Source organism: Terribacillus aidingensis (assembly GCF_900215625.1).
Lineage (GTDB): Bacteria > Bacillota > Bacilli > Bacillales > Amphibacillaceae > Terribacillus > Terribacillus aidingensis.
In genome coordinates, this window is sequence record NZ_OBEK01000007.1 from 36734 (window position 1) to 60149 (window position 23416).

Here is a 23416-nt window from a genome sequence, read left to right on the forward strand (position 1 = left end):
GAGGGGAGGCAATCCTAAATGCAAGCAAAAGCTATGGCAAAATCAGTTCGCATTGCTCCTCGTAAGGTTCGCTTAGTAGTTGATTTAATTCGAGGAAAAAATGTTGGAGAAGCTATTGCAATTCTGCGTCACACACAGCGTGGTGCATCATTGCCAGTAGAAAAAGTACTTCGTTCTGCAGTTGCTAACGCAGAACATAACTATGAAATGGATACGGATAACCTTATTATCTCTGAAGCATTCGTTAACGAAGGTGCTACATTGAAACGTTTCCGTCCACGTGCACAAGGTCGTGCAAGCCAAATCAACAAACGTACTAGCCACATTACAGTGGTTGTTACAGAAAAGAAGGAGGGTTAAGCAGTGGGTCAAAAAGTAAATCCGACAGGTCTTCGCGTCGGCGTCATCCGTGACTGGGATTCCAAATGGTACGGTGGCAAAGATTACGCCGATTTATTACACGAAGATATCAGAATCCGTGATTATTTAGAACAACGTTTGAAAGATGCTGCGCTTTCCAAAGTGGAAATCGAACGTGCTGCTAACCGTGTAAACATCTCTATTCATACTGGTAAACCTGGTATGGTAATTGGTAAAGGCGGTTCTGAAGTTGAAGCGCTTCGTAAAGCTCTAAACAGCCTTACTGGCAAACGTGTTCACATCAACATCGTAGAAGTGAAACGTGTCGATCTTGATGCTAAATTGGTAGCAGACAACATCGCTCGTCAGCTTGAAAACCGTATTTCATTCCGTCGTGCGCAGAAACAAACATTGCAGCGTGCAATGCGTGCTGGTGCTAAAGGTATCCGTACACAAGTTTCTGGTCGTCTAGGCGGAGCAGACATCGCTCGTGCAGAATCTTATAGCGAAGGAACAGTTCCACTTCATACTCTACGTGCTGACATTGACTATGGCACAGCTGAAGCTGACACAACTTATGGTAAGCTTGGTATTAAAGTATGGATTTACCGTGGCGAAGTCCTTCCAACAAAAAACAACCGATAAGGAAGGGGGAAAAGCATTATGTTAATGCCTAAACGCGTAAAATATCGTAGACAACACCGTGGTAAATTGAATGGTCGTGCTAAAGGCGGTACAGAAGTTGCATTTGGTGAATGGGGTCTTCAAGCTTTAGATCCAGCTTGGATTACTAGCCGTCAAATCGAATCTGCCCGTATTGCAATGACTCGTTACATGAAACGTGGCGGTAAAGTATGGATCAAAATCTTCCCGGATAAGCCATACACTAAAAAGCCTCTAGAAGTTCGAATGGGTTCTGGTAAAGGTTCACCTGAAGGTTGGGTAGCTGTTACAAAACCTGGTAAAATTATGTTCGAAGTCGCTGGAGTACCTGAAGAGGTGGCTCGCGAAGCATTGCGTCTTGCTTCTCATAAACTACCAGTAAGAACAAAGATCGTAAAACGTGAAGAAATTGGTGGTGAAATCAATGAAGGCTAATGAAATCAAAGAACTTACCACTGCCGAAATTGAACAAAAAGTTAAGTCTCTTAAAGAAGAACTTTTCAACCTGCGCTTCCAATTAGCTACTGGACAGCTTGAGAATACTGCACGTATTCGCACAGTCCGTAAAACAATTGCTCGCATGAAGACTGTTGTTCGTGAAAGAGAAGTAAGCGTAAATAACTAAATTCCGAGAGGAGGTTCGCGACATGAGTGAACGTAACAATCGTAAAGTCTACGTTGGACGCGTTGTATCCGATAAAATGGATAAAACAATCACTGTTCTTGTTGAAACCTACAAAACTCACAAGCTGTACGGCAAACGTGTTAAGTACTCTAAGAAGTTAAAAGCACATGATGAAAACGGCACAGCAAAAACTGGTGACTTGGTCCGTATCATGGAGACTCGTCCATTGTCTGCAACGAAACGTTTCCGTTTGGTTGAAGTAGTAGAAGAAGCAGTAATTATCTAATTTAAGATCGCTCGGAAGGATTCCGAAGGGAGGTAACACTCGTATGATTCAACAAGAGACTCGTTTGAAAGTCGCTGATAACTCTGGTGCTCGTGAAGTACTAACTATTAAAGTACTTGGCGGATCTGGTCGTAAAACAGCTAACATCGGTGACGTAATCGTTTGTACGGTGAAACAAGCAACACCTGGTGGCGTTGTCAAAAAAGGTGAAGTTGTTAAAGCTGTTATCGTTCGTACGAAGAGCGGCGTTCGTCGTAAAGATGGTTCTTACATCAAATTCGATGAGAATGCGGCTGTAATTGTAAAAGACGACAAGAGCCCAAGAGGAACTCGTATCTTCGGACCAGTTGCACGTGAATTGCGTGACGCTAAGTTCATGAAGATCGTATCCCTTGCTCCTGAAGTATTGTAATACACTTAATGCCTTGTTAAGGAGGTGCAGTACACATGCATGTTAAAAAAGGTGACAAAGTCAAAGTAATCACTGGTAAAGATCGTGGTAAAGAAGGTACCATCCTTGAAGCTTATCCGAAGAAGAACCGTGTTCTTGTCGAAGGCGTAAACATCGTCAAAAAACACGCAAAACCTTCTCAGGATAACCCGCAGGGCGGAATCCTTGACATCGAAGCAGCTATTCACGTTTCTAACGTAATGCTGATCGATCCTAAAACTGGAGAGCCTACTCGCGTTGGCTACGAAGTGAAAGACGGCAAAAAAGTCCGTATCGCTAAGAAATCCGGTCAAGCTATCGATAAATAATTTCTTCTGAAAGGAGGGCTACTCGATGAATGAATTGAAACAAAGATACCAAAGCGAAATTTCTCCATCTCTATTGGAAAAATTCAGCTACAAATCCGTTATGGAAGTACCAAAGATCGAAAAGATCGTAATCAACATGGGTGTCGGTGACGCCGTTCAAAACTCTAAAGCACTTGATTCTGCAGTAGAAGAATTGGCTTTGCTTGCTGGTCAGCAGCCTATCATCACGAAAGCGAAGAAATCTATCGCAGGTTTCCGTCTACGTGAAGGTATGCCAATCGGAGCGAAAGTTACATTGCGCGGAGAGCGTATGTATGAATTCCTTCAAAAATTAGTCGCAGTTTCTCTTCCACGTGTACGTGACTTCCGTGGAATCTCAAACAAAGCGTTTGACGGTCGTGGAAACTACACGCTAGGTGTTAAAGAACAGCTAATCTTCCCAGAAATCAATTACGATAAAGTAAGTAAAGTACGTGGAATGGACATCGTTATCGTAACTACAGCCAACACTGACGAAGAAGCTCGTGAGCTACTAACTCAGCTAGGCATGCCTTTCCAAAAATAAAGGTAAAAAGGAGGGAATATTGTGGCTAAAAAATCTATGATCGCGAAACAACAGCGCCCACAGAAATTTAAAGTACAAGAGTACACTCGCTGCGAACGTTGCGGACGTCCACATTCTGTACTTCGTAAATTCAAGCTATGCCGTATTTGTTTCCGCGAACTAGCCTATAAAGGTCAAATTCCTGGCGTTAAAAAAGCAAGCTGGTAATCCCCTAAATCAGGGAAGGAGGTAATGATTAATGGTTATGACAGATCCTATCGCAGATATGCTAACTCGTATTCGTAATGCAAATACTGTTCGTCATGAAAAACTGGAGCTTCCTGCTTCTAAGTTAAAAAAGGATGTTGCTGATATCCTTAAACGTGAAGGCTTTATTCGCGATTACGAATTCGTAGAAGATGATAAACAAGGTGTTCTACGCATCTTTTTGAAATACGGTAAAAACGACGAGCGTGTTATCACTGGTATTAAACGTATCAGTAAGCCTGGTCTTCGTGTTTACGCGAAATCTGACGAGATTCCACGTGTCCTAAACGGACTTGGTATCGCAGTTGTTTCAACTTCTAAAGGCGTATTGTCTGATAAAGAAGCACGTGAGCAAGCTGTAGGCGGCGAAGTGCTAGCATACGTTTGGTAATATTTCACAATAAGTAAGGAGGTGCACATATGTCCCGCGTAGGTAAAAAGATTCTTGAAATCCCTGCAGGAGTTGAAATCACTAACGATAACAACACTGTGACTGTTAAAGGTCCTAAAGGGGAACTAACTCGTACATTCAACCAAGATATGGTGATCAAAATCGAAGAGAACGTTCTTACTGTTGAACGCCCATCTGAAAGTAAGGAACACCGTACTCTTCACGGAACTACTCGTTCCATTCTTGGTAACATGGTAGAAGGCGTACACACTGGTTTCGAGAAAGCTCTTGAAATCATCGGTGTAGGTTACCGTGCTACTAAACAAGGTGAGAAAGTCGTAATCAACGCTGGTTACTCTCACCCAGTTGAAGTTGAAAACCGTGATGGAATTGAAGTCGAAGTACCTTCTAACACTCGTGTAGTAGTTAAAGGTATCGATAAGGAAGCAGTTGGCGCAGTTGCAGCTAACATCCGTGCAATCCGTCCTCCAGAGCCTTACAAAGGTAAAGGAATCCGTTACGAAGGCGAATTCGTACGTCGTAAAGAAGGTAAAACAGCGAAATAAGGTTTTCTTGGAACCAGAAAGGAGTGACCTGAATGATTACAAAAGCTGCAAAAAACGAATTGCGTAAGAGAAGACACAACCGTGTCCGTAAGAGCATTTCAGGAACATCTGAGCGTCCGCGTTTGAACGTTTACCGTTCAAACAAACACATCTACGCACAGCTAATCGATGATACAACTGGCAAAACAATTGCTAACGCTTCTACTAAGGATGCAAGCCTTAACCTAGAATCTACTAGCAATGTGGAAGCTGCTCAGAAAGTCGGAGAAGCAGTTGCTAACCGTGCGAAAGAAGCTGGCGTAACAACAATCGTATTTGACCGTGGAGGATATCTATACCACGGACGTGTAAAAGCATTGGCTGAAGCAGCTCGTGAAGCTGGACTTCAATTCTAATCGTAAAAGGAGGGACATATTTTGCGTACAACAATTGACCCGAACAAACTTGATCTTGAAGAACGCGTAGTAACGGTTAACCGTGTTGCGAAAGTAGTAAAAGGTGGTCGTCGTTTCCGTTTCGCTGCTCTTGTAGTAGTAGGCGATAAAAACGGCCATGTAGGATTCGGTACTGGTAAAGCACAAGAAGTACCAGAAGCGATTCGTAAAGCTGTCGAAGACGCGAAGAAAAATCTAATCACTATACCTATCGTCGGTACAACTATTCCACATGAAATCATCGGTGAATTCGGCGCTGGAAACATCTTGATGAAGCCAGCAGCAGAAGGTACTGGAGTTATCGCCGGTGGACCTGTACGTGCAGTGCTTGAGCTTGGTGGTATTGGAGATATCCTTTCTAAATCACTTGGTTCTAACACACCAATCAACATGGTTCGTGCTACACTTAACGGCCTTAGCAGATTGAAACGTGCAGAAGAAGTTGCGAAACTTCGTGGAAAGTCTGTAGAAGAACTGTTAGGATAAGGAGGGAAAGCACATGGCTAACAAATTAGAAATCACCCTCAACCGCAGTACGATCGGAAGACTTGAGAAACAGCGCAAAACTGTTGCTGCTCTAGGTCTTAAGAAAATCCGTCAATCAGTTGTCTTGGAAGACAACCCAACTGTGCGCGGTATGATTAACGTAGTTTCTCATCTAGTAACAGTTAAAGAAGTATAATGATTCAAATGTAAAAGAGGAGGTGCCATTATGAAACTTCATGAATTGAAGTCAGCAGAAGGAACACGTAAGACTCGCAATCGTGTAGGTCGCGGTATGTCTTCAGGTAACGGTAAAACATCGGGCCGCGGACATAAAGGACAAAAAGCACGTTCTGGCGGCGGTGTACGTCTAGGTTTCGAAGGTGGACAAATGCCACTATTCCAACGTCTTCCTAAACGTGGATTCACAAACATCCACCGTACTGAGTACTCAATCGTTAACCTTGATTCCCTTAACCGTTTCGAAGAGGGAACTGAAGTAACTCCAGAGCTTCTACTAGAAAGCGGAGTTGTTAGCAAATTGAGAGCCGGTATCAAAGTTCTAGGTAACGGGAATCTTGAAAAGAAACTTACTGTTAAAGCTCACAAGTTCTCAGCTTCTGCTAAAGAAGCGATTGAGGCAGCGGGCGGTCAAACAGAGGTGATCTAATGTTTCGTACAATCTCCAATTTTATGCGTGTAAAAGATATACGAAATAAAATTATCTTCACATTGTTAATGTTGATCGTATTCAGGATTGGTACGTTTATTCCGGTTCCTTTCACAGATCGTTCCGCGATCGACTTTATGAACCAGCAGAACGTATTCGGCTTCTTGAATACATTTGGCGGCGGTGCATTGCAGAACTTCTCTATCCTTGCGATGGGTATCATGCCATACATCACTGCCTCGATCATCATGCAGCTTCTGCAAATGGATGTTATACCAACATTCAGTGAGTGGAAAAAGCAAGGTGAGATGGGACGTCGTAAATTAGCACAAGTGACTCGTTATGCCACTATCGTGCTAGCGTTAATACAGGCAGTCGGTATGTCCATCGGATTCAATCAGTTATCCGGCGGCATGCTTATATCTGAACCAAGTTTCTACAAATTCGCTGTCATTGCACTCGTGTTGACCGCGGGAACAGCATTTTTGATGTGGTTAGGAGAACAGATCACAGCTCATGGTGTTGGTAATGGTATTTCTATTATCATCTTCGCCGGTATCGCTGCAGCTATCCCAAATGGTGTAAACCAGCTATGGGAACAGTACTTCAGCAATCCTGGTGATGATTTATTCCTGAATGTCGTGATCGTTGCAATTATCGCTATTGTGATCATTGCCGTAACTGTTGGTGTAATTTATATTACCCAAGCACTTCGTAAAATTCCGATCCAGTACTCAAAGCGTACAACTAGTCGATCTCAAGTAGGCGGGCAATCCACTCACTTGCCGATCAAAGTTAACGCTGCGGGTGTAATCCCTGTAATTTTCGCCGTTTCCTTTATCTATGCGCCGCGTACTATCGCGAGCTTTTTTGAAGGTAACGTGGCAACTACGATCGAGAACGTATTCGATTATACGCAACCAATTGGGATGGTAATCTATGTAGTCCTAATTCTTGCATTTAGTTACTTCTATACATTTGTTCAGGTTAATCCGGAACAAATGGCAGAGAACTTAAACAAGCAAGGTGGCTACATCCCGGGTATTCGCCCAGGTAAAAGCACAGAAACGTACCTCACCAGTGTGATGTATCGTTTAACCTTCGTTGGGTCTCTCTTCTTGGCTGCTGTAGCTGTATTACCTATTATTCTAGGTTCTATTGCCAACTTGCCGACTTCTGTCCAAATCGGAGGAACGAGCCTGCTGATCGTGGTAGGGGTAGCGTTGCAGACGATGAAGCAGTTAGAAAGCCAGTTAGTGAAGCGTCATTATAAAGGCTTCATGAAATAGAGACAGTCTACAAACAGACGAGAGCGAGGGGAATTTCGTTGAATTTAATTCTTATGGGTCTGCCAGGTGCTGGTAAAGGCACACAGGCAGAGAAGATTGTAGATAAATATAGCATCCCTCATATCTCTACAGGAGATATGTTCCGAGCAGCAATCAAAGAAGGAACAGAACTTGGCCGTGAAGCGAAAGCTTATATGGATCAAGGGAAACTAGTTCCGGATGAAGTAACCATTGGTATAGTCCGTGACCGTTTAGGGCAGGATGACACCAATAACGGATTTTTACTTGACGGTTTTCCTCGTACGCTTGCTCAGGCAGAAGCGCTTGACGCATTGCTGGACGAATTGAATGCTAATGTAGATTACGTCTTACATGTAGAGGTTCCGCAAGAGAAGTTGGTGGAGCGTCTATCTGGGAGATGGGTTTGTCCGACATGCGGTACTACGTATCATACCGTCTACAACCCTCCAAAAGAGGAAGGCGTCTGTGACAAGGATGGTACTGCGCTGATCCAGCGAGACGACGATAAGCCGGAAACGGTGAAAAAACGTTTGGAAGTCAATATCGAGCAGCAAAAGCCGATATTAGATTTCTACAACGACAAGGGCTATCTTGTAACAGTGAACGGTGACCAAGCAATCGATCAGGTCTTCCACGACATCGATCAGCGCTTGAATAATCTTCGCTGATACAGGTGTGCAAACTATACTCTCTTAAAACGGATGGAATTGTTCTTTAGCTCTTAATAGCGTAAGGATGCATTCTGTCCCTTGATAGAGTATAATAGACCTCGTGGTAGAGTTGAAACGATTTACATTTGTGACTCGTTCAAACTTCCATCATCGGAACCGTGCCTTACTGATATCCTGACGCTAATTGACAAGGCTGAATATGAACAATCATGAAACAAATTGTGTTCCAGTTTGTGGACTTTATATAGATTCCCTAACATGCAGCTTTCCTAACCTGGACATCTGGGCAGGAAGGTGGTAGAATATGCTCCTTGTTTGCAGCATATAATGCTAACTTATGTACAGCTTCGAAACGAGCTAAACTGAAGGTGATCATGTTTGAGCGAAACGAATACAGTTCCACAAATCGGGCAGGTTGTTCGTATCGTACATGGGCGAGAAGCAGGCCAGCTTGCGATTGTCATTCGAAAAATTGACAGTCGTTTTGTGTTGCTTGCTGACGGTGATAAACGCAGATTTGATTCTCCAAGCGCAAAGCTTTGCGCCATGTAGAGCTGCTGCCGTATATATCTCCGGAAGTCCGGATCAGTCTTCTAGAAGCTGGTCGCGTAACCAATGGTAAACTGCGATTTGCGATATCTACTTATGTCAATCATACCGTGAAGAGATTTGAAGAAGGGAGATAGACCGATGGCGAAAGATGATGCAATTGAAGTAGAAGGAACTGTCACCGATACATTGCCAAATGCGCAATTTAAGGTGGAGTTAGAGAATGGCCACACCGTTTTAGCACATGTTTCCGGTAAAATTCGTATGCACTTTATTCGAATTCTTCCAGGAGATAAAGTAACGGTAGAGCTTTCCCCTTATGACTTAACTAAAGGACGTATTACGTACCGTTATAAATAAATTGACTAGCTCCGATACTAAAGGAGGAATAGATGATGAAGGTAAGACCATCTGTAAAGCCTATATGCGAAAAATGTAAAGTTATTCGTCGTAAAGGCAAAGTAATGGTAATCTGTGAAAATCCTAAGCATAAGCAAAAACAAGGATAATACAAGGAGGTGCACGTAGCTAATGGCACGTATAGCAGGTATTGATATTCCACGCGACAAACGCGTTGTTATTTCCCTAACATATGTATACGGTATTGGAAAAAACACATCGCAACAAGTATTGAAAGAAGCTGGTGTTTCTGAAGATACACGCGTTCGCGATCTTACAGAAGACGAACTAGCTAGAATCCGTCAAGCAATTGATGCTTACACAACTGAAGGTGATCTTCGTCGTGAGATTTCTCTTAACATCAAACGTTTGATCGAAATCGGTTCTTATCGTGGTCTTCGCCACCGTCGCGGTTTGCCGGTTCGTGGTCAGAAAACGAAGAACAACTCTCGTACTCGTAAAGGCCCACGCCGCACAATCGCTAACAAGAAAAAATAAGTAAGGAGGTAACAAACTATGGCACGTAGACAACAAACACGTAAACGTCGTGTGAAAAAGCATATCGAAACTGGTATTGCTCACATCCGTTCTACTTTCAACAACACAATCGTTACGATTACTGATGTTCAAGGTAACGTAATCAGCTGGAGCAGCTCAGGTTCCCTTGGTTTCAAAGGTTCCCGTAAATCTACTCCATTCGCTGCACAAATGGCTGCTGAAGCTGCTGCTAAAGTTTCTGTCGAAAACGGCATGAAAACTCTAGAAGTAACAGTTAAAGGCCCTGGTGCTGGCCGTGAAGCTGCGATCCGTTCTCTTCAAGCTGCAGGTCTTGAAGTAACAGCGATTCGTGACGTCACTCCAGTTCCGCATAACGGCTGCCGTCCGCCAAAACGTCGTCGCGTATAAGTTTTTCCTGCTTGCTGTATAGAATTTGTATCCTTGTCTATAATGGGTTATGATAGCTTAAAAGCGATCAGGTCATACAGCAAGAGACGTATCGCCAAGATGCAGAAACGGGAACCAATATGGGGAATTTCGGTTAGAAGTAATTCTAACCGGGGTTTCGACGTTTTAAAGGAGGGCTTTAGAAATGATCGAAATTGAAAAACCAAAGATTGAAACGGTTGAGATCAGCGATGATGCTACATTTGGAAAGTTCGTTGTAGAACCGCTTGAGCGTGGATATGGTACTACACTAGGAAACTCCTTGCGTCGTATCCTATTATCCTCACTTCCTGGCGCTGCTGTAACATCCATTCAAATTGACGGTGTGCTTCATGAATTCTCTACGATTGAAGGCGTAGTAGAAGACGTGACAACTGTTATTTTGAACTTGAAAAAACTGGCTCTGAAAATCTACTCTGATGAAGAGAAAACTTTAGAGATCGATGTACAAGGTGAAGGAAAAGTAACAGCTGCTGACATTACTTTTGATAGTGATGTAGAAGTACTGAATCCGGATCTTCACATTGCAACATTGGGTAAAAATGCGCACTTGCACATGAAGCTTACGGCAGAACGCGGCCGCGGCTATCGCCCAGCTGATCAGAACAAACATGACGATCAGCCAATCGGTGTTATTCCGATTGATTCGATCTTCACGCCAGTTTCGAAAGTAACGTATCAAGTGGAGAACACGCGTGTTGGCCAATTGGCTAATTTCGACAAGTTGACGTTGGATGTCAATACTGACGGAAGTATTCGACCAGAAGAGGCAGTATCTCTTGGAGCGAAGATTTATACGGAGCACTTAAATATCTTCGTAGGTCTTACTGATGAAGCACAAAATGCTGAAATCATGGTCGAAAAAGAAGAAGATCAAAAAGAGAAAGTTCTTGAGATGACAATCGAAGAGCTGGACTTGTCTGTCCGTTCTTACAACTGTCTGAAGCGTGCTGGTATTAACACAGTACAAGAACTTGCTAATAAATCTGAAGAAGATATGATGAAAGTGCGTAACCTAGGACGTAAATCATTAGAAGAAGTGAAAAAGAAACTAATCGATTTAGGACTTGGTCTTCGCAAAGAAGACTAATCCCGCCTAGCGAAGCATTTTGACACCAGGAAAGGGAGGGATAACCTATGGCTAGAAAGTTAGGACGTACTACTGATGCTCGTATGGCGCTTTTGCGCAACCTTGCAACTGATCTTATCGTACACGAAAGATTGGAAACAACGGAGGCGAAAGCGAAGGAGCTTCGTTCTGTAGTAGAAAAAATGATCACTCTTGGCAAACGTGGAGACCTTCACGCTCGTCGTCAAGCTGCTTCTTTCTTGTACGGTACAAAAGCGGATGAGAACCAAGATGCAGTACAAAAACTATTCAGCGATATCGCCGGACGTTACGAAGAGCGACAAGGTGGTTACACACGCGTGTTGAAACTTGGACAGCGTCGTGGTGACGGTGCCGCAATGGCAATCATTGAACTAGTATAAGTAAGCTACAAGGGCAGGAAAATCTCTACCACGAGGTGTATTCCGGCCCTTTTTCTTTTATTAAAAGCAAGCACCATTATGGGGCTTGCTTTTCTTTTTTGTCTAATTTATTTATACTAGCAATAGAAATGACAGGAACGGACATACACGTTTGCAGTATTTCCCCGGAAATAGTCGGGTAATGACGAAGGAGCACGACAAGTATGCACGCGATTGAATTTAGGAATGTTTCTTTTCGCTACGAAGAAGACCAGCCTTACGTATTACGCAATGTGAGTTTTCAAGTAGAGACTGGTGAATGGCTGGCTATTATCGGGCACAATGGTTCCGGTAAATCAACGATCGCCAAGCTGATGAATGGCTTACTGTTCCCTAGTGAAGGAGAAATCTTCATTAATGGCATCCCTTTAACAGAGGAGAATATATGGGAGATACGCAGCCAAGTTGGAATGGTATTTCAAAATCCAGATAATCAGTTTGTTGGTACAACTGTACGTGATGACGTAGCATTTGGTTTAGAGAATCGCGGTGTGCCGCGTACAGAGATGATGGAACGTATCACGTCATCCTTAGAGCAAGTGCGTATGCATGATTATCTTCTGCATGAACCGTACCGGCTGTCAGGCGGGCAAAAGCAGCGAGTAGCGATTGCTGGTGTGCTGGCTATATCTCCGCGTGTCATCATTTTAGATGAAGCGACAGCAATGCTAGATCCATTAGGCAGAAAAGAAATCCTGGATACCGTGCATCGTGTACAAGCAGAGCAGCAGATCGGCCTCATAACAATCACACATGATCTAAATGAAGTCATGCAGGCAGAAAGAGTCTTAGTGATGAATAATGGGGAAGTATGGATGACGACAGTACCAAGAGAGTTAGTGAAGAAACAAACTGAATTACAGCAGATTGGACTAGACGTGCCGTTCGTCTCCCAGCTTGCGCATGCTTTGCAGAAGCTAGGTGTACCGCTTACGGAAGAGCCGATTGATCACGAGGAGTTGTTAGATACATTATGGACATTACATTCGAGAAAGTAGACTATACGTATCAAGCGAATTCCCCGTTCGAGCATAAAGCACTGGATAGTATGTCTTTCCATCTTCCTTCTGGCAGTTTTACAGCCATTGTAGGTCATACTGGCAGCGGGAAATCTACCCTTATCCAGCACTTGAACGGCTTAATCCGACCGACAAATGGGAAGGTCCGCATCGGTGATTACGTATTAGAACCGAAAAAGAAACCAAAGCACGCAAAAGCGCTCCGTGAAAAAGTCGGTATTGTCTTTCAGTATCCAGAACATCAGTTATTTGAAGAGACAGTAGAGAAAGATATCGCTTTTGGTCCGCGTAACTTCGGTGTGCCGGAACAAGAGATTCAAAAGCGAGTAGCAGAAAGTGCGCGGGCAGTTGGTCTGGGTGAAGATCTGTTAAAACGTTCGCCGTTTGAATTGAGCGGCGGGCAAATGCGAAGAGTAGCGATTGCAGGTATATTGGCTGTGCGTCCACGAGTATTGGTCTTAGACGAACCAACAGCGGGTCTGGATCCGCGTGGACAAAAGGAAATCATGGACATGTTTTATCGTATTCATAAGGAACAGCAGCTGACGACGTTACTGGTGACACACAGTATGGAAGATGCGCTTGCGTATGCCGACCATGTGCTTGTACTGGATAAAGGCAAGAAATACATGGAGGGCACACCAGTCGAGGTATTCTCTCAACGTGAGGCGCTTCAGCAGGTTCAGCTGGACGTACCAGAGATGTTTCAATTTCTTTTAAAGGCCTCGGACCAGTTTGGAAAACCACTTGCTTATCAAGGGCAGGATGTTGAGAGACTGGCAGAACAGCTGGCAGCTTTGGCAGGTGATAGGGATGAATAATCTATTAATCGTAGGTCAGTATGTACCGACTAATTCCATCGTGCACCGAATGGACCCGCGCGTGAAAATGCTGATTATTTTCTTTTACGTTATTTTTATTTTCTTTGCCAATAATGTAATTAGCTATGGTTTATTCACATTGTTCGCATTAGGAAGTACGATACTGACGAAGGTGCCGCGGCGCTTTATTGCCAAAGGGTTGACGCCAGTATGGTTCCTGATTGTGTTCACATTCATTCTGCACTTATTTGTGACCAGGGAAGGTTTTGTCTTGTTTCATGTCTTCGGTTTGCCCATCTACAGCGGTGCGCTAGAGCAAGGTGCGGTAATCTCTTTGCGTTTCTTTTTGCTTATTTTGTTAACGTCTCTACTGACATTAACAACGACACCAATTGAGATAACGGATGCTGTTGAATCGTTACTCGGACCGCTGCGCCGATTCAAATTTCCTGTCCATGAATTAGCATTAATGATGTCTATTTCCCTGCGCTTTATCCCGACTTTGCTGCAGGAAACGGAGAAGATTTCCAACGCTCAAGCATCCAGGGGTGTAGATTTCCGTACAGGGCCGTTTCGAGAGCGTGTGCGGGCGGTTATCCCTTTGCTTGTGCCGTTGTTTGTAAGTGCGTTTAAACGGGCGGAAGAGCTCGCTATGGCAATGGAGGCAAGAGGTTATCGCGGCGGAGAAGGCCGGACCAAGCTTCGGGAATTGCGGGTGGTAAAACGAGATGTTGCAGCGCTTGTCTGCTTTATTGTCATCACAGCCGCAGCGCTGATAACGAGAGATTATAGTTAGGAGAAAGAAAAATGACGCAACGTATGAAGGCGATTGTCAGCTATGAAGGTACGAAGTTTTCCGGATTTCAGGTGCAGGATCAGTATCGCACTATCCAAGGTGAAATAGAGAAAGCACTTACCAAGATTCATAAAGGACAGCAGATCAGGATCCAGGCATCAGGCCGCACAGATGCAGGCGTGCACGCAAAGGGCCAGGTTATCCACTTCGATACAGAGCTCCGTTTAGGAGACTATAATTGGCGTAAGGCGCTGAACACGCTGCTGCCTGACGATATTCGTATTGTAGATATAACAGAGGCGGAGGAAGGCTTCCATGCGCGCTACAACGCGAAGCGGAAGCAATACAGGTATTTCATTCATAATGCCCCGGAACAAGATGTGTTTAAGCGCCGCTTTGTGCACCATGTGCCGTATAACCTCGAGTTCGATAGGATGCAGCAAGCAATCCAAGTTATAGAGGGAACGCATGATTTTACTGCCTTCTGTTCTGCTCGTGCGGAGGTAAAGGGTGAGAAGATCCGAACCATCTATGAAGCCACTTGTGAAAAGCAAGATGATATGCTCGTTTTGACCTTTACCGGAAACGGTTTTCTTTACAATATGGTGCGAATTCTTGCCGGTACATTAATTGATATCGGAAACGGCCGGAAGGAGCCCGAGGATATGGCTGGCATACTAGCTTCGAAGGACCGTCAGCTAGCAAGTAAAACAGCGGCTGCAAGCGGCCTTTTCCTTTGGAAAGTAGATTACTGAAAACTTTTTTTGTAAAACAACGCATTCGGGCGTTACATGAACTTGACATAGGCGACTATGATGATATACTATGGTTTATGGCATTTTATTTCTATACCACGATTAGCCCCGGAAGACTAATTGTGTAGAATAATAAATGAACGATTTAAATCGAAAATTGGAGGAACTGACATGCGTACAACATTCATGGCGAACGAAAGCAATATCGAACGCAAATGGCTTGTTGTGGATGCAGAAGGCCAAACTCTTGGTCGTCTTGCAAGTGAAGTTGCTGCTATCCTTCGCGGTAAGCACAAACCAACTTACACTCCACATGCCGACACTGGTGACAATGTAATCATCATCAACGCTGAAAAAATTCAACTTACTGGTAACAAACTTGCTGACAAGATTTATTACCGTCACTCTAACCACCCAGGTGGTTTGAAACAGCGTACTGCTGATGAAATGCGTACAAAATACCCTGAGCAAATGCTTGAGCTTGCTGTTAAAGGCATGCTACCTAAGGGTCCACTTGCACGTAAAATGATTAAAAAGCTTCACGTATACCGTGGCGCTGAGCACAAACACCAAGCACAACAACCAGAAGCTTACACGCTTCGCGGTTAATAAAAAGGAGGTAAACGATAGTGGCACAAGTACAATACTACGGCACCGGTCGCCGTAAAAGCTCTACTGCCCGCGTACGTCTAGTACCAGGCACAGGTCAAGTAACAGTAAACAACCGTAGTGCGGAAGATTACTTCCCATACGAAACACTTCGTACAATCATCAACCAACCACTAGTTGCAACAGAAACTGCTGGTAACTACGACGTTCTAATCAACGTTAGTGGTGGTGGATTCACAGGACAAGCAGGTGCTATCCGTCACGGTGTATCTCGTGCGCTTCTACAAGCGGACCCAGAATACCGCGGAACACTTAAAGCAGCTGGTTTCCTAACTCGTGACGCACGTATGAAAGAACGTAAGAAATACGGTCTTAAAGGTGCACGTCGCGCTCCACAGTTCTCAAAACGTTAATCAATTCCTTATTGCATCAACGTTTACAAGAGATCTTTGGTTCAAGTTGGTTCAAATTATCAACTGGATAAAGCACTCAACAGATTTAAAGCATCAGCATCTTGCTGGTGCTTTTTTTCTGGCATTAATTCTAGGTAGTAGTTCTGTGTGGTCTGAGAATTTATATGTCCTATTCGTTTTGAGACATAGGCAATATCTATATCTCGGTCCACTATATTTAATGTAAGAGATAAATAAAAAAAGGGTCTGTCCTTTCAATTATGAAGGGGCAGACCCTTTTTTTAAAATTCCATTGACCGTACTTAGCGGGTATTGTCCCTTGGTGCCAGATGGCTATTTTTTCTTTCAGTAACAGCATAAGAGCGGGAGACTATCAGCAAAAGTAAGATACTAAAGGTTCTGACAATTACATTTGAAAATCATGTCACAATTGTTTGTTTTGGCTCCAATGCCTGTAATGGCTGTTTTTATTAACCCGGAACGCTTCACTTTACCTTCATTGACATCTCAAAGATCATAAAATACCTATAAAGCGACAAAAAAATGACCGTTACAACGGCCATTTTTCAAAGGAAGCGTTTACATAAAATGCGTTACTATAAATACAAGGGAGGCATGACCGATGAGTTCAAAAGATAATCGCGAACAAGATCTGTTATTGTTCCTTTCAATAAGGCAGGATTATGTTACTTCAAATGAGTTGGTAGATGAACTGGATGTATCACAGAAAACAATCTACCGCCTGATAAAGAAAATCAACGATGGGTCCATGGGCAGTCCCTTAATTTTATCGGAGAGAGGGAGAGGTTATCGATTAGATTATGAAAACTTCATTAACTACCAAAAAAGTAATAACAAGTATCACGAGAAACAATTTTCGCCGGGTGAGAGACGCAAACGTATTATGGAAGAACTGCTACTGTCATCCCCTAAGCCAATAAGTATTTACCATTTGTTTAGTGACTACTACGTAGGTGAATCTGTCATTTTTAATGATGAACAGATAATGAGCAAAGAACTGAAAAAGTACAACTTAGTATTAGAGCGGAAAGATCGGAAGCTGGTCATCCTTGGGGAAGAAGCTGAAATCAGAAAGGCGATTAAGCACGTTAATGAGATATTTAACACGATTGATCTCGATGATCTGAAACGAAATCAGGAACTCAATTTTAATAAATTCGATGTGTTGTTTATATTAGGACAGTTAAGAGACATGGAGAAGGTTTTAGATAGTACGATTCCTTATCCGTATAATGTAAACATTTTCTCTCACTTATATATACTGCTCAGCCGCTTAAGAAAAGTGCCTGCCTTGCTCTTTATTGATAAGGTTTCTGATGAAGAACTAGAAAATATGAAAAGAGACACAATTTTGTATGCGGTTGCGAAAGACGTTGTGCATGATACCCAAACGTATCTAAACTGCTCTCTGCCGGATATTGAGATTTATTTTCTCTATCAGTATTTAGTTTCGTCGAGAATGCAGGGTTCTGCTGCAAAAACCTCTACCTTTTCACCAGAGGTTATCGAAGTGACCGATGCGTATATTGAAGGCATGCGTGTTTACTTGGGTATCGATATAGAAAGTGAATCTATTTTCAATGATTTAGCCAACCATATTAAACCGATGCTGAACAGATTGGAATATAAGATTCGAACGAAGAACAGTGTGCTAAACCAAATTAAAGCAACTTATGGTGATGTATATTCGGGGGTCGCAAAAGTCTCTCAATTTGTATGTGAGAAATATAATCTGCCGGCTATCAATGACGATGAAAATGGCTTTATTACACTCTATTTTGCAAAAGTCATTGTAACGGGTCAGTATCAGCGCCCGATAAAAACACTTATTATGTGTACGACAGGCATTGGTACGTCAGAGCTTCTAAAAGCTAAGGTGTCAAGAAAATTCCCTGAGCTGGAAATCGTAGATGTAGTAGCTTCGCAAAATATACAGATGGTAAATGAGAAGTACGCAGATGCTGAATTGATTCTAAGTACGGTTCAATTAAAAGACAAGGTACCAATGCATCATTTACTGGTGAGTGCAATGTTTACGGTGGATGATCAAAAGCGGCTGCAGAGAAAGATAGAGGAAATTAATCATGCAGGATGACTCTTTCTATCAAATTTATTCTAACGCTGCGTTAAGTACCAAGAATGAGGTATATGTTTTCCTTTCAAACGTTGCTAGGTTAGAAGATCCTTTGCAAAAAGAAGCTGTTGTGAAGCAATTAATACAAAGAGAAGGACAAGGGAGCATGTTAATTGCTGAACATGTCGTGCTGCCGCATATCGAGAGCAATAAGGTGGGGAAAAGCCAAATCATCCTTATCCGTTTATTACATTCAATAGAATCCTGGGATGCGGAAACAAAAGATATACGGCTGATAATCGGTGTTTTACTGAAAGAAAACGAAGATGTACAAATAAAGCAAAAAATAGCTTCATTCATGCGAGCGTTAGCGGATGAAGAATATGTAGACCGGTTGCTGACGATTGAGGAAGAAGCCGATTTTTATAAACAAATCAAAAGATAACAGGAGGAATAATCATGAAAATCGTAGGAGTAGCAGCATGTACAGTGGGTATTGCTCACACTTATATCGCGCAGGAGAAATTAGAGAACGCAGGCAAGAAAGCAGGATATGAGATTACTGTGGAAACACAAGGAACAATCGGAACGGAAAACGAATTGACGCAGGAACAAATAGCGGAAGCGGACATCGTGATCATAGCTGCAGACGTAAAGATTGCAGGAAGAGAACGTTTTGAAGGAAAGCGTATCATTGAAGTTCCAACAGATGTAGCTGTTAAATCGCCAAATAAATTAATTGCTAAGGCAGCAGAAGTTATCGTACAGCCGAGATAAGCTTCTTAAAAGATGGGATGGGAGAGAGATAGCATGGAAGTAAAAGATATTGTAGATATAAACACAATTAGAACCGATATGAAAGCTAAGAGTAAGGAAGAAGCATTAAAAGAACTAGCGGAGGTCCTGCTGCAAAATGAATATATCACAGATATAGAAGTTTTTCTGAAGGACATTTATGAAAGAGAAGCAATGGGTGAGACAGGAATCGGTAATTTTATCGCAATTCCTCATGGTAATAGTGAATCTGTTGAAAAGATAGGCGTAGCTATTGGAATCACCCAGGACGAGATCCCTTGGGAGACACTCGATGACAACGGAGTGAAGGGAATCATTCTTTTCGCTGTTGGAAAAGAAAATGACGGTGCACAGACACACCTGAAGTTGTTGTCACTGTTTGCAAGAAGATTAGGTAATGATGAAGTTATTGAAAACTTGCTGCAATCAAAAGACGCTGCCGGTGTGAAAGAAGCACTCTGCAGCTAAAGAATGAGGGACTTTTATAATTTTCGCCAGCAGCAGGAAAGCCGGTTTACCCTTACAGATTCATTCAAATGTAATTATGCAAGATGCGATCTGGCACTAGAGACATCTGTCATCCTGACCTTCTCTACTAAACCTTCTAACTTCATAGGTTTGAGGTGCTGAATATATTGGAGGGTAGAAAATGAGTAAACTAAAGAAATTAAATCTTAAAGGTCATTTATTGACTGCGATATCGTATTTGATTCCGGTAGTTTGCGGAGCGGGTTTTTTAATAGCACTTGGAATGGCAATGGGCGGTACGAACCAAACGGACTTAGTTCAAGGTGAATTCAACATTTGGGATGCTTTGGCAACGATGGGCGCAGCCGGTTTAGGCCTATTACCTGTCGTTATCTCAACAGGAATTTCCTACTCCATTGCAGGTAAGCCGGGTATAGCCCCAGGTTTTATAATTGGTTTAACTGCCAATGCAATTGGTGCTGGCTTTATTGGCGGTATTCTAGGTGGCTATTTAGCAGGTTATCTTGCACTCGCAATCTTAAGGTATCTTAAAATTCCTAAGTGGGCGAAGGGGTTAATGCCAACCTTAATTATTCCATTCTTAACCTCCATTATTGGCGGTTTGATCATGGTTTATATTATTGGTATTCCGATAGCAAGTTTAACTTCCCTACTAACAAATGCACTAAACAGTCTGGGATCTTCCTCGCTGCTCGTGTTTGGTGGAATTATAGGTGTCCTGAGCGGTGTAGATTTTGGAGGTCCAATCAACAAAACCGTGTTTGCCTTTGTATTGACGATGCAGGCAGAGGGTGTTAATGGTCCAATTACAGCATTGCAGCTAGTAAACACAGCAACACCAATCGGGTTTGGCTTAGCTTACTTTGTGGCGAAATTATTTGGAAAAAGTATATATACAAAAGTAGAAACGGAAACGTTAAAATCGGCGGTTCCCATGGGTATTATTAATATCGTGGAAGGCGTCATTCCAATTGTTATGAATGATATAGTTCGGTGTGTGGTCGCAACAGCTATTGGTGGTGCGGCCGGCGGTGCGGTATCGATGGTGCTGGGAGCAGATGCAACGGTACCTTTCGGAGGGGTACTGATGTTACCGACTATGTCGCAGCCATGGACAGGTGCTGTCGCAATCCTGGTCAATGTTGTTGTAACAGCGGTAGCCTTGGCGGTGATTAAAAAGAACGTGGCTGCAGAGGAAGCAGATGTAGAGACAGATTTGGAAGAAGACGATATTGATTTAGCTGATATTAAGATTACTTAATATAGGCATCATTATGGCAGCCTTGAAAGCGTTTAATATTCCGGAAGAGAGTATGAATCTGAGGAGGATAATGAAGAAATGAAAAAAGTCGAGTTTTCACCGTCACTGATGACAATGGACTTAGATAAGTTTAAAGAACAAATCACCTTTCTGAATAATCATGCAGGTTCTTACCATATTGATATTATGGACGGCCACTATGTGCCGAATATAACGTTATCGCCCTGGTTTATTTCAGAAGTACGTAAAATAAGCAATCTGCCCATGTCTGTTCATCTAATGGTTACAGACCCCAGCTACTGGGTGCAGCAATTAGTTGATATGGAGTGCGAGTGGATTTGCATGCATGCAGAGGTACTGGACGGGTTGGCTTTTCGGCTGATTGATCAAATACATGATGCCGGTCTAAAAGCGGGAGTTGTATTAAATCCTGAAACACCGATTGAGACAATTTTCCCTTATATTGAGTCGATAGATAAAATAACAATCATGACAGTTGATCCAGGGTTTGCCGGGCAGCGGTTCATCGAAAGCACACTTAATAAAATTGTGGCATTAAGAGAACTGCGGGCAGAAAAAGAATATCAGTATGTCATTGAAATGGATGGATCGTCTAACCGGAAATCATTTAAGAAAATTGATGCTGCCGGTCCTGATATTTATATTGTCGGACGCAGTGGTTTATTTGGATTAGATGATGATATAGCAAAATCGTGGGATATTATGAAGAAAGATTATGAGGAAATGACTGGGAAAGCAATACCTGTAAATTAGATATGGAATGCGAATGAAAGGCTCTCAAAAGGATTAGATTGACCTAGCGATGTGAGACATAAATAAAACACCCTTATTAGGCTGCCATGCTACCATATCCATTTGGTGCGTAGTAGCCAATTTTCTTCTGAGCAGTGGGATAATTTTATTTAAAGAAGGAGATTACAAAACTGATCTTGTTTTAAAGAGGGCTAGAACATTTAATCAATTTGTTGAGCTGCATTTTGAAGTGATGTCGGAAAGGTGATATACCTTTTATTGCAATAATTTCCAGTTTAATGTGTTCGCTTTTAGTATTCGTGAACAGAAAATTGTATATATCCCTTGTTCCTTCTACCGATGGAGGATATCTCCGCCGTTCACAAAAGTATGATTAACGCGAAGCAGTAGATTAAAATCCTCCAGCTTCGTAGCTTGGATGGTAAGTGTAGTTAGGGAAATGCTGAATCATTAGCGCACGCAGGAGCATCTCATTTTAAGAGACCTTGTTTATAAACGGATTGATCTATAATTACTGTCTCAATAAAGTCGATATCAGTTACACTTACATCTTGGAAGCGAAGCCATTCAAATGGTGTCATAACAGTTTTTCCACCTATACCTGCTTCCTGTACCAGCACTACTCTTCCTTATGATCGGCAGTTACCCAATAAGCTTTGCCGCCGCCAGGACCAGACTCTTGAATTGTTCCATTAATATAGATCTTCACTTCCTGACCTGCAAATAAATCCTTCTTTACTCTATCGGGGAGATAGGAAGGTAATTTAAATATAATTCCTTGGTACTTATACCGTTCTGCTAATTCCTCTTTAGACTTGTTGTTTATATCCGCCGATATACCTTCTACTACCCAAATTGAAGACTGGCCGGTTTCTTCATTATGCAGAACTTCTACTATAACGCCTTTGTGAGTCGGGATAACTGTGAATACTAGAAATGCAGCGAAGAGTAATATTACCAGAGAAGTTGTAAGTAGGATAAATAGACGCATTTGTTTTTTGTTCATATATCTCACCCCTCATCGTTATAACATTCTCCATTGCGAAAAATGTTCCTTCCTAAACTTTGGCGAAGTACCAGCCATGTCGTGTACGAATCGGATCGCTGTAAAACGTATCTGGAATATGAATTGCACAATAATTATATATAGCCAATGTAAATGGCAGGATGATTCTTCCTTCATTTTTTACGTTTACTTTATAGTAATCTTCACACTGCTCTTTTAAATTGGTAGTATGAAGAAATTTACTATGATTTTTTTAGCTGCAGGTGTATTGTTATTGGCTGGTTGTGCTTTAGTTGGCACAGAAGCTGCCAAAGGAACGAATAAGGAATTATTAGTAATCGCCCATCGCGGGGCTTCTGCGGTGGAGCCCGAGCATACATTCCCTGCTTACGATCAGGCTTTGGAAGATGGAGCAGATTACATTGAAATTGATTTACGCAAGACAGCGGATGGTGAGCTGATTGCGATGCATGATGATAGAGTTGACCGGACGACAGATGGTGAAGGTTTGGTTGAGAACATGACATTAAAGGAGTTAAAGACGTTAGATGCAGGAGAAGGGCAATCGGTGCCATCCTTAAAAGAGATTTTAGGACGGTACGGGGATAGCGTAAATTATTATATTGAAACGCGTGAGAGTGACGAAGGAGAATTAATTATGGAGGAGGACTTGCTGCAATTGCTGAAGCAGCATCGTATTCCGCAGAACCAAGTCATTTTGCAGTCATTCAGTAAAGCTAGCATTAACGCGCTGCACGATTTAGATCCAGCGCTTACGTTAGTTCAGCTGCTGAAGAAGAAAGAGGTAGACCAGTTGGATGCAGACAAGTTACAAGACTTACAGAAAAAGGCTGTCTGTGTTGGGATTTATGCGGGAATTCTGGACGAATCTCTAGTTTACCTTATTCAAGCGAATGGGTTGGAGGTTCACGCCTATTACCGCGGTGATGAAAGAGAATGGACAGAGGAAATGCTTCACTATGGTGTGGATGGTATTTTTTCAGACAATCCAGCTTATTTAGCCAGCATAGCGGAGAAACGGGAGTAAATCATAACTAGTGATTTATTCCTTTTTTTATTTCTTAAGGTTTAGCTTCGATCAGGGGTGATATAGAAATAAGATAATTGGAG

Annotated in this window: 38 protein-coding genes; 37 read left to right on the plus strand and 1 reads right to left on the minus strand. The window is 42.6% G+C overall.

Features of this window, described 5'->3' with window-relative positions; genetic code table 11:
- Window positions 1-18: 18 nt before the first annotated feature.
- From rplV to alsE, 36 genes are all read left to right on the plus strand, one after another.
- Window positions 19-360 carry a 50S ribosomal protein L22 gene (gene rplV, locus CRO17_RS16390; RefSeq protein WP_097043549.1) on the plus strand — a complete coding sequence of 114 codons (342 nt, stop codon included), beginning with the start codon at window positions 19-21 and terminating at the stop codon, window positions 358-360.
- Between the two features lie 3 nt (window positions 361-363).
- Complete coding sequence (gene rpsC, locus CRO17_RS16395) at window positions 364-1005, plus strand: 30S ribosomal protein S3 (RefSeq protein ID WP_077304115.1); 642 nt, start codon at window positions 364-366, stop codon at window positions 1003-1005.
- Between the two features lie 18 nt (window positions 1006-1023).
- On the plus strand, window positions 1024-1458 hold the full coding sequence (gene rplP / locus CRO17_RS16400; RefSeq protein WP_077304118.1) for a 50S ribosomal protein L16: 435 nt from the start codon (window positions 1024-1026) through the stop codon (window positions 1456-1458).
- Window positions 1448-1648, plus strand: coding sequence for a 50S ribosomal protein L29 (rpmC, locus tag CRO17_RS16405; protein WP_077304121.1), 201 nt, complete (start codon window positions 1448-1450; stop codon window positions 1646-1648). The genes rplP and rpmC overlap by 11 nt, the downstream gene beginning before the upstream one ends.
- A 22-nt stretch (window positions 1649-1670) precedes the next feature.
- Window positions 1671-1934: a 30S ribosomal protein S17 gene (gene rpsQ, locus CRO17_RS16410; protein ID WP_038565201.1), complete on the plus strand. Its 264-nt coding sequence runs from the start codon at window positions 1671-1673 to the stop codon at window positions 1932-1934.
- A gap of 43 nt (window positions 1935-1977) precedes the next feature.
- Window positions 1978-2346, plus strand: a complete 369-nt coding sequence (gene rplN, locus CRO17_RS16415; RefSeq protein WP_077304124.1) for a 50S ribosomal protein L14 — start codon at window positions 1978-1980, stop codon at window positions 2344-2346.
- Between the two features lie 35 nt (window positions 2347-2381).
- Window positions 2382-2693: a 50S ribosomal protein L24 gene (gene rplX / locus CRO17_RS16420; RefSeq protein ID WP_097043550.1), complete on the plus strand. Its 312-nt coding sequence runs from the start codon at window positions 2382-2384 to the stop codon at window positions 2691-2693.
- A 25-nt stretch (window positions 2694-2718) separates the two neighbouring features.
- The gene (gene rplE, locus CRO17_RS16425; RefSeq protein ID WP_097043551.1) at window positions 2719-3258 is read left to right on the plus strand and encodes a 50S ribosomal protein L5; all 540 of its coding nucleotides are present in this window, start codon (window positions 2719-2721) and stop codon (window positions 3256-3258) included.
- Window positions 3259-3279: 21 nt separating this feature from the next.
- Window positions 3280-3465 carry a 30S ribosomal protein S14 gene (gene rpsN / locus CRO17_RS16430; RefSeq protein ID WP_077304134.1) on the plus strand — a complete coding sequence of 62 codons (186 nt, stop codon included), beginning with the start codon at window positions 3280-3282 and terminating at the stop codon, window positions 3463-3465.
- Window positions 3466-3496: 31 nt separating this feature from the next.
- On the plus strand, window positions 3497-3895 hold the full coding sequence (gene rpsH, locus CRO17_RS16435) for a 30S ribosomal protein S8 (RefSeq protein WP_097043552.1): 399 nt from the start codon (window positions 3497-3499) through the stop codon (window positions 3893-3895).
- A gap of 29 nt (window positions 3896-3924) precedes the next feature.
- A complete protein-coding gene (gene rplF / locus CRO17_RS16440; RefSeq protein ID WP_097043553.1) occupies window positions 3925-4461 on the plus strand; it encodes a 50S ribosomal protein L6 in 537 nt (178 codons plus the stop codon).
- A gap of 32 nt (window positions 4462-4493) precedes the next feature.
- Window positions 4494-4856, plus strand: a complete 363-nt coding sequence (gene rplR, locus CRO17_RS16445; protein ID WP_097043554.1) for a 50S ribosomal protein L18 — start codon at window positions 4494-4496, stop codon at window positions 4854-4856.
- Window positions 4857-4877: 21 nt separating this feature from the next.
- Window positions 4878-5381 (plus strand): 30S ribosomal protein S5, encoded by a 504-nt coding sequence (gene rpsE / locus CRO17_RS16450; protein WP_097043555.1) that lies wholly within the window; start codon window positions 4878-4880, stop codon window positions 5379-5381.
- Window positions 5382-5394: 13 nt separating this feature from the next.
- Window positions 5395-5577 (plus strand): 50S ribosomal protein L30, encoded by a 183-nt coding sequence (gene rpmD / locus CRO17_RS16455; RefSeq protein WP_077304148.1) that lies wholly within the window; start codon window positions 5395-5397, stop codon window positions 5575-5577.
- A gap of 30 nt (window positions 5578-5607) precedes the next feature.
- Entirely contained in the window at window positions 5608-6048 is a 441-nt protein-coding gene (gene rplO, locus CRO17_RS16460) for a 50S ribosomal protein L15 (protein WP_097043556.1), read from the plus strand.
- A complete protein-coding gene (gene secY / locus CRO17_RS16465) occupies window positions 6048-7337 on the plus strand; it encodes a preprotein translocase subunit SecY (RefSeq protein WP_097043557.1) in 1290 nt (429 codons plus the stop codon). Before rplO ends, secY begins: the two co-directional genes overlap by 1 nt.
- A 38-nt stretch (window positions 7338-7375) precedes the next feature.
- The gene (locus CRO17_RS16470; RefSeq protein ID WP_097043558.1) at window positions 7376-8026 is read left to right on the plus strand and encodes an adenylate kinase; all 651 of its coding nucleotides are present in this window, start codon (window positions 7376-7378) and stop codon (window positions 8024-8026) included.
- Between the two features lie 381 nt (window positions 8027-8407).
- Window positions 8408-8581 carry a hypothetical protein gene (locus CRO17_RS18095; protein ID WP_425444479.1) on the plus strand — a complete coding sequence of 58 codons (174 nt, stop codon included), beginning with the start codon at window positions 8408-8410 and terminating at the stop codon, window positions 8579-8581.
- A 138-nt stretch (window positions 8582-8719) separates the two neighbouring features.
- Window positions 8720-8938 carry a translation initiation factor IF-1 gene (gene infA, locus CRO17_RS16480; RefSeq protein WP_038565240.1) on the plus strand — a complete coding sequence of 73 codons (219 nt, stop codon included), beginning with the start codon at window positions 8720-8722 and terminating at the stop codon, window positions 8936-8938.
- 35 nt (window positions 8939-8973) lie between these two features.
- Window positions 8974-9087: a 50S ribosomal protein L36 gene (gene rpmJ / locus CRO17_RS16485; RefSeq protein ID WP_003156543.1), complete on the plus strand. Its 114-nt coding sequence runs from the start codon at window positions 8974-8976 to the stop codon at window positions 9085-9087.
- Between the two features lie 22 nt (window positions 9088-9109).
- The gene (gene rpsM, locus CRO17_RS16490; RefSeq protein ID WP_097043559.1) at window positions 9110-9475 is read left to right on the plus strand and encodes a 30S ribosomal protein S13; all 366 of its coding nucleotides are present in this window, start codon (window positions 9110-9112) and stop codon (window positions 9473-9475) included.
- Window positions 9476-9493: 18 nt separating this feature from the next.
- Window positions 9494-9883 carry a 30S ribosomal protein S11 gene (rpsK, locus tag CRO17_RS16495; RefSeq protein ID WP_077304166.1) on the plus strand — a complete coding sequence of 130 codons (390 nt, stop codon included), beginning with the start codon at window positions 9494-9496 and terminating at the stop codon, window positions 9881-9883.
- A 184-nt stretch (window positions 9884-10067) separates the two neighbouring features.
- Window positions 10068-11012: a DNA-directed RNA polymerase subunit alpha gene (locus CRO17_RS16500; protein WP_097043560.1), complete on the plus strand. Its 945-nt coding sequence runs from the start codon at window positions 10068-10070 to the stop codon at window positions 11010-11012.
- Window positions 11013-11059: 47 nt separating this feature from the next.
- On the plus strand, window positions 11060-11413 hold the full coding sequence (gene rplQ / locus CRO17_RS16505; RefSeq protein ID WP_077304172.1) for a 50S ribosomal protein L17: 354 nt from the start codon (window positions 11060-11062) through the stop codon (window positions 11411-11413).
- A 203-nt stretch (window positions 11414-11616) separates the two neighbouring features.
- Window positions 11617-12450 (plus strand): energy-coupling factor ABC transporter ATP-binding protein, encoded by an 834-nt coding sequence (locus CRO17_RS16510; RefSeq protein WP_097043561.1) that lies wholly within the window; start codon window positions 11617-11619, stop codon window positions 12448-12450.
- Entirely contained in the window at window positions 12426-13292 is an 867-nt protein-coding gene (locus tag CRO17_RS16515; RefSeq protein WP_097043562.1) for an energy-coupling factor ABC transporter ATP-binding protein, read from the plus strand. Before CRO17_RS16510 ends, CRO17_RS16515 begins: the two co-directional genes overlap by 25 nt.
- On the plus strand, window positions 13285-14088 hold the full coding sequence (locus CRO17_RS16520; protein ID WP_097043563.1) for an energy-coupling factor transporter transmembrane component T family protein: 804 nt from the start codon (window positions 13285-13287) through the stop codon (window positions 14086-14088). Before CRO17_RS16515 ends, CRO17_RS16520 begins: the two co-directional genes overlap by 8 nt.
- A gap of 11 nt (window positions 14089-14099) precedes the next feature.
- A complete protein-coding gene (gene truA / locus CRO17_RS16525; protein WP_097043564.1) occupies window positions 14100-14843 on the plus strand; it encodes a tRNA pseudouridine(38-40) synthase TruA in 744 nt (247 codons plus the stop codon).
- A 171-nt stretch (window positions 14844-15014) separates the two neighbouring features.
- On the plus strand, window positions 15015-15452 hold the full coding sequence (gene rplM / locus CRO17_RS16530; RefSeq protein ID WP_077304187.1) for a 50S ribosomal protein L13: 438 nt from the start codon (window positions 15015-15017) through the stop codon (window positions 15450-15452).
- A gap of 20 nt (window positions 15453-15472) precedes the next feature.
- Window positions 15473-15865 (plus strand): 30S ribosomal protein S9, encoded by a 393-nt coding sequence (rpsI, locus tag CRO17_RS16535; protein ID WP_077304190.1) that lies wholly within the window; start codon window positions 15473-15475, stop codon window positions 15863-15865.
- Between the two features lie 622 nt (window positions 15866-16487).
- A complete protein-coding gene (locus CRO17_RS16545; protein ID WP_097043565.1) occupies window positions 16488-17981 on the plus strand; it encodes a BglG family transcription antiterminator in 1494 nt (497 codons plus the stop codon).
- The gene (locus CRO17_RS16550; RefSeq protein ID WP_097043566.1) at window positions 17971-18405 is read left to right on the plus strand and encodes a PTS sugar transporter subunit IIA; all 435 of its coding nucleotides are present in this window, start codon (window positions 17971-17973) and stop codon (window positions 18403-18405) included. The genes CRO17_RS16545 and CRO17_RS16550 overlap by 11 nt, the downstream gene beginning before the upstream one ends.
- A gap of 14 nt (window positions 18406-18419) precedes the next feature.
- Window positions 18420-18737 carry a PTS fructose transporter subunit IIB gene (locus CRO17_RS16555; RefSeq protein ID WP_097043567.1) on the plus strand — a complete coding sequence of 106 codons (318 nt, stop codon included), beginning with the start codon at window positions 18420-18422 and terminating at the stop codon, window positions 18735-18737.
- A gap of 33 nt (window positions 18738-18770) precedes the next feature.
- Window positions 18771-19223, plus strand: coding sequence for a PTS sugar transporter subunit IIA (locus tag CRO17_RS16560; RefSeq protein ID WP_097043568.1), 453 nt, complete (start codon window positions 18771-18773; stop codon window positions 19221-19223).
- Window positions 19224-19404: 181 nt separating this feature from the next.
- Window positions 19405-20505, plus strand: coding sequence for a PTS fructose transporter subunit IIC (locus CRO17_RS16565; protein WP_097043569.1), 1101 nt, complete (start codon window positions 19405-19407; stop codon window positions 20503-20505).
- 78 nt (window positions 20506-20583) lie between these two features.
- Window positions 20584-21279 (plus strand): D-allulose 6-phosphate 3-epimerase, encoded by a 696-nt coding sequence (alsE, locus tag CRO17_RS16570; protein ID WP_097043570.1) that lies wholly within the window; start codon window positions 20584-20586, stop codon window positions 21277-21279.
- A gap of 619 nt (window positions 21280-21898) precedes the next feature.
- On the opposite strand, the gene CRO17_RS16575 is transcribed toward alsE, so the two are convergent.
- Window positions 21899-22285, minus strand: coding sequence for a DUF3221 domain-containing protein (locus tag CRO17_RS16575; protein ID WP_097043571.1), 387 nt, complete (start codon window positions 22283-22285; stop codon window positions 21899-21901).
- 244 nt (window positions 22286-22529) lie between these two features.
- Between CRO17_RS16575 and CRO17_RS16580 the strand changes: the two genes are divergently transcribed.
- Complete coding sequence (locus CRO17_RS16580) at window positions 22530-23333, plus strand: glycerophosphodiester phosphodiesterase family protein (protein WP_179637152.1); 804 nt, start codon at window positions 22530-22532, stop codon at window positions 23331-23333.
- The last annotated feature ends 83 nt before the right edge of the window (window positions 23334-23416 follow it).

What these genes read in the sequence shown, in the direction of transcription:
- rplV (WP_097043549.1), top strand. Translation starts at nt 19, where the DNA reads ATGCAAGCAAAAGCTATGGCAAAATCAGTTCGCATTGCTCCTCGTAAG.
- rplP (WP_077304118.1), top strand. Translation starts at nt 1,024, where the DNA reads ATGTTAATGCCTAAACGCGTAAAATATCGTAGACAACACCGTGGTAAA.
- rpmC (WP_077304121.1), top strand. Translation starts at nt 1,448, where the DNA reads ATGAAGGCTAATGAAATCAAAGAACTTACCACTGCCGAAATTGAACAA.
- rpsQ (WP_038565201.1), top strand. Translation starts at nt 1,671, where the DNA reads ATGAGTGAACGTAACAATCGTAAAGTCTACGTTGGACGCGTTGTATCC.
- rplN (WP_077304124.1), top strand. Translation starts at nt 1,978, where the DNA reads ATGATTCAACAAGAGACTCGTTTGAAAGTCGCTGATAACTCTGGTGCT.
- rplX (WP_097043550.1), top strand. Translation starts at nt 2,382, where the DNA reads ATGCATGTTAAAAAAGGTGACAAAGTCAAAGTAATCACTGGTAAAGAT.
- rplE (WP_097043551.1), top strand. Translation starts at nt 2,719, where the DNA reads ATGAATGAATTGAAACAAAGATACCAAAGCGAAATTTCTCCATCTCTA.
- rpsH (WP_097043552.1), top strand. Translation starts at nt 3,497, where the DNA reads ATGGTTATGACAGATCCTATCGCAGATATGCTAACTCGTATTCGTAAT.
- rplF (WP_097043553.1), top strand. Translation starts at nt 3,925, where the DNA reads ATGTCCCGCGTAGGTAAAAAGATTCTTGAAATCCCTGCAGGAGTTGAA.
- rplR (WP_097043554.1), top strand. Translation starts at nt 4,494, where the DNA reads ATGATTACAAAAGCTGCAAAAAACGAATTGCGTAAGAGAAGACACAAC.
- rpmD (WP_077304148.1), top strand. Translation starts at nt 5,395, where the DNA reads ATGGCTAACAAATTAGAAATCACCCTCAACCGCAGTACGATCGGAAGA.
- rplO (WP_097043556.1), top strand. Translation starts at nt 5,608, where the DNA reads ATGAAACTTCATGAATTGAAGTCAGCAGAAGGAACACGTAAGACTCGC.
- secY (WP_097043557.1), top strand. Translation starts at nt 6,048, where the DNA reads ATGTTTCGTACAATCTCCAATTTTATGCGTGTAAAAGATATACGAAAT.
- infA (WP_038565240.1), top strand. Translation starts at nt 8,720, where the DNA reads ATGGCGAAAGATGATGCAATTGAAGTAGAAGGAACTGTCACCGATACA.
- rpmJ (WP_003156543.1), top strand. Translation starts at nt 8,974, where the DNA reads ATGAAGGTAAGACCATCTGTAAAGCCTATATGCGAAAAATGTAAAGTT.
- rpsM (WP_097043559.1), top strand. Translation starts at nt 9,110, where the DNA reads ATGGCACGTATAGCAGGTATTGATATTCCACGCGACAAACGCGTTGTT.
- rpsK (WP_077304166.1), top strand. Translation starts at nt 9,494, where the DNA reads ATGGCACGTAGACAACAAACACGTAAACGTCGTGTGAAAAAGCATATC.
- CRO17_RS16500 (WP_097043560.1), top strand. Translation starts at nt 10,068, where the DNA reads ATGATCGAAATTGAAAAACCAAAGATTGAAACGGTTGAGATCAGCGAT.
- rplQ (WP_077304172.1), top strand. Translation starts at nt 11,060, where the DNA reads ATGGCTAGAAAGTTAGGACGTACTACTGATGCTCGTATGGCGCTTTTG.
- CRO17_RS16510 (WP_097043561.1), top strand. Translation starts at nt 11,617, where the DNA reads ATGCACGCGATTGAATTTAGGAATGTTTCTTTTCGCTACGAAGAAGAC.
- CRO17_RS16515 (WP_097043562.1), top strand. Translation starts at nt 12,426, where the DNA reads ATGGACATTACATTCGAGAAAGTAGACTATACGTATCAAGCGAATTCC.
- CRO17_RS16520 (WP_097043563.1), top strand. Translation starts at nt 13,285, where the DNA reads ATGAATAATCTATTAATCGTAGGTCAGTATGTACCGACTAATTCCATC.
- truA (WP_097043564.1), top strand. Translation starts at nt 14,100, where the DNA reads ATGACGCAACGTATGAAGGCGATTGTCAGCTATGAAGGTACGAAGTTT.
- rplM (WP_077304187.1), top strand. Translation starts at nt 15,015, where the DNA reads ATGCGTACAACATTCATGGCGAACGAAAGCAATATCGAACGCAAATGG.
- CRO17_RS16545 (WP_097043565.1), top strand. Translation starts at nt 16,488, where the DNA reads ATGAGTTCAAAAGATAATCGCGAACAAGATCTGTTATTGTTCCTTTCA.
- CRO17_RS16550 (WP_097043566.1), top strand. Translation starts at nt 17,971, where the DNA reads ATGCAGGATGACTCTTTCTATCAAATTTATTCTAACGCTGCGTTAAGT.
- CRO17_RS16555 (WP_097043567.1), top strand. Translation starts at nt 18,420, where the DNA reads ATGAAAATCGTAGGAGTAGCAGCATGTACAGTGGGTATTGCTCACACT.
- CRO17_RS16560 (WP_097043568.1), top strand. Translation starts at nt 18,771, where the DNA reads ATGGAAGTAAAAGATATTGTAGATATAAACACAATTAGAACCGATATG.
- CRO17_RS16565 (WP_097043569.1), top strand. Translation starts at nt 19,405, where the DNA reads ATGAGTAAACTAAAGAAATTAAATCTTAAAGGTCATTTATTGACTGCG.
- alsE (WP_097043570.1), top strand. Translation starts at nt 20,584, where the DNA reads ATGAAAAAAGTCGAGTTTTCACCGTCACTGATGACAATGGACTTAGAT.
- CRO17_RS16575 (WP_097043571.1), bottom strand. Translation starts at nt 22,285, where the DNA reads ATGAACAAAAAACAAATGCGTCTATTTATCCTACTTACAACTTCTCTG.
- CRO17_RS16580 (WP_179637152.1), top strand. Translation starts at nt 22,530, where the DNA reads ATGATTTTTTTAGCTGCAGGTGTATTGTTATTGGCTGGTTGTGCTTTA.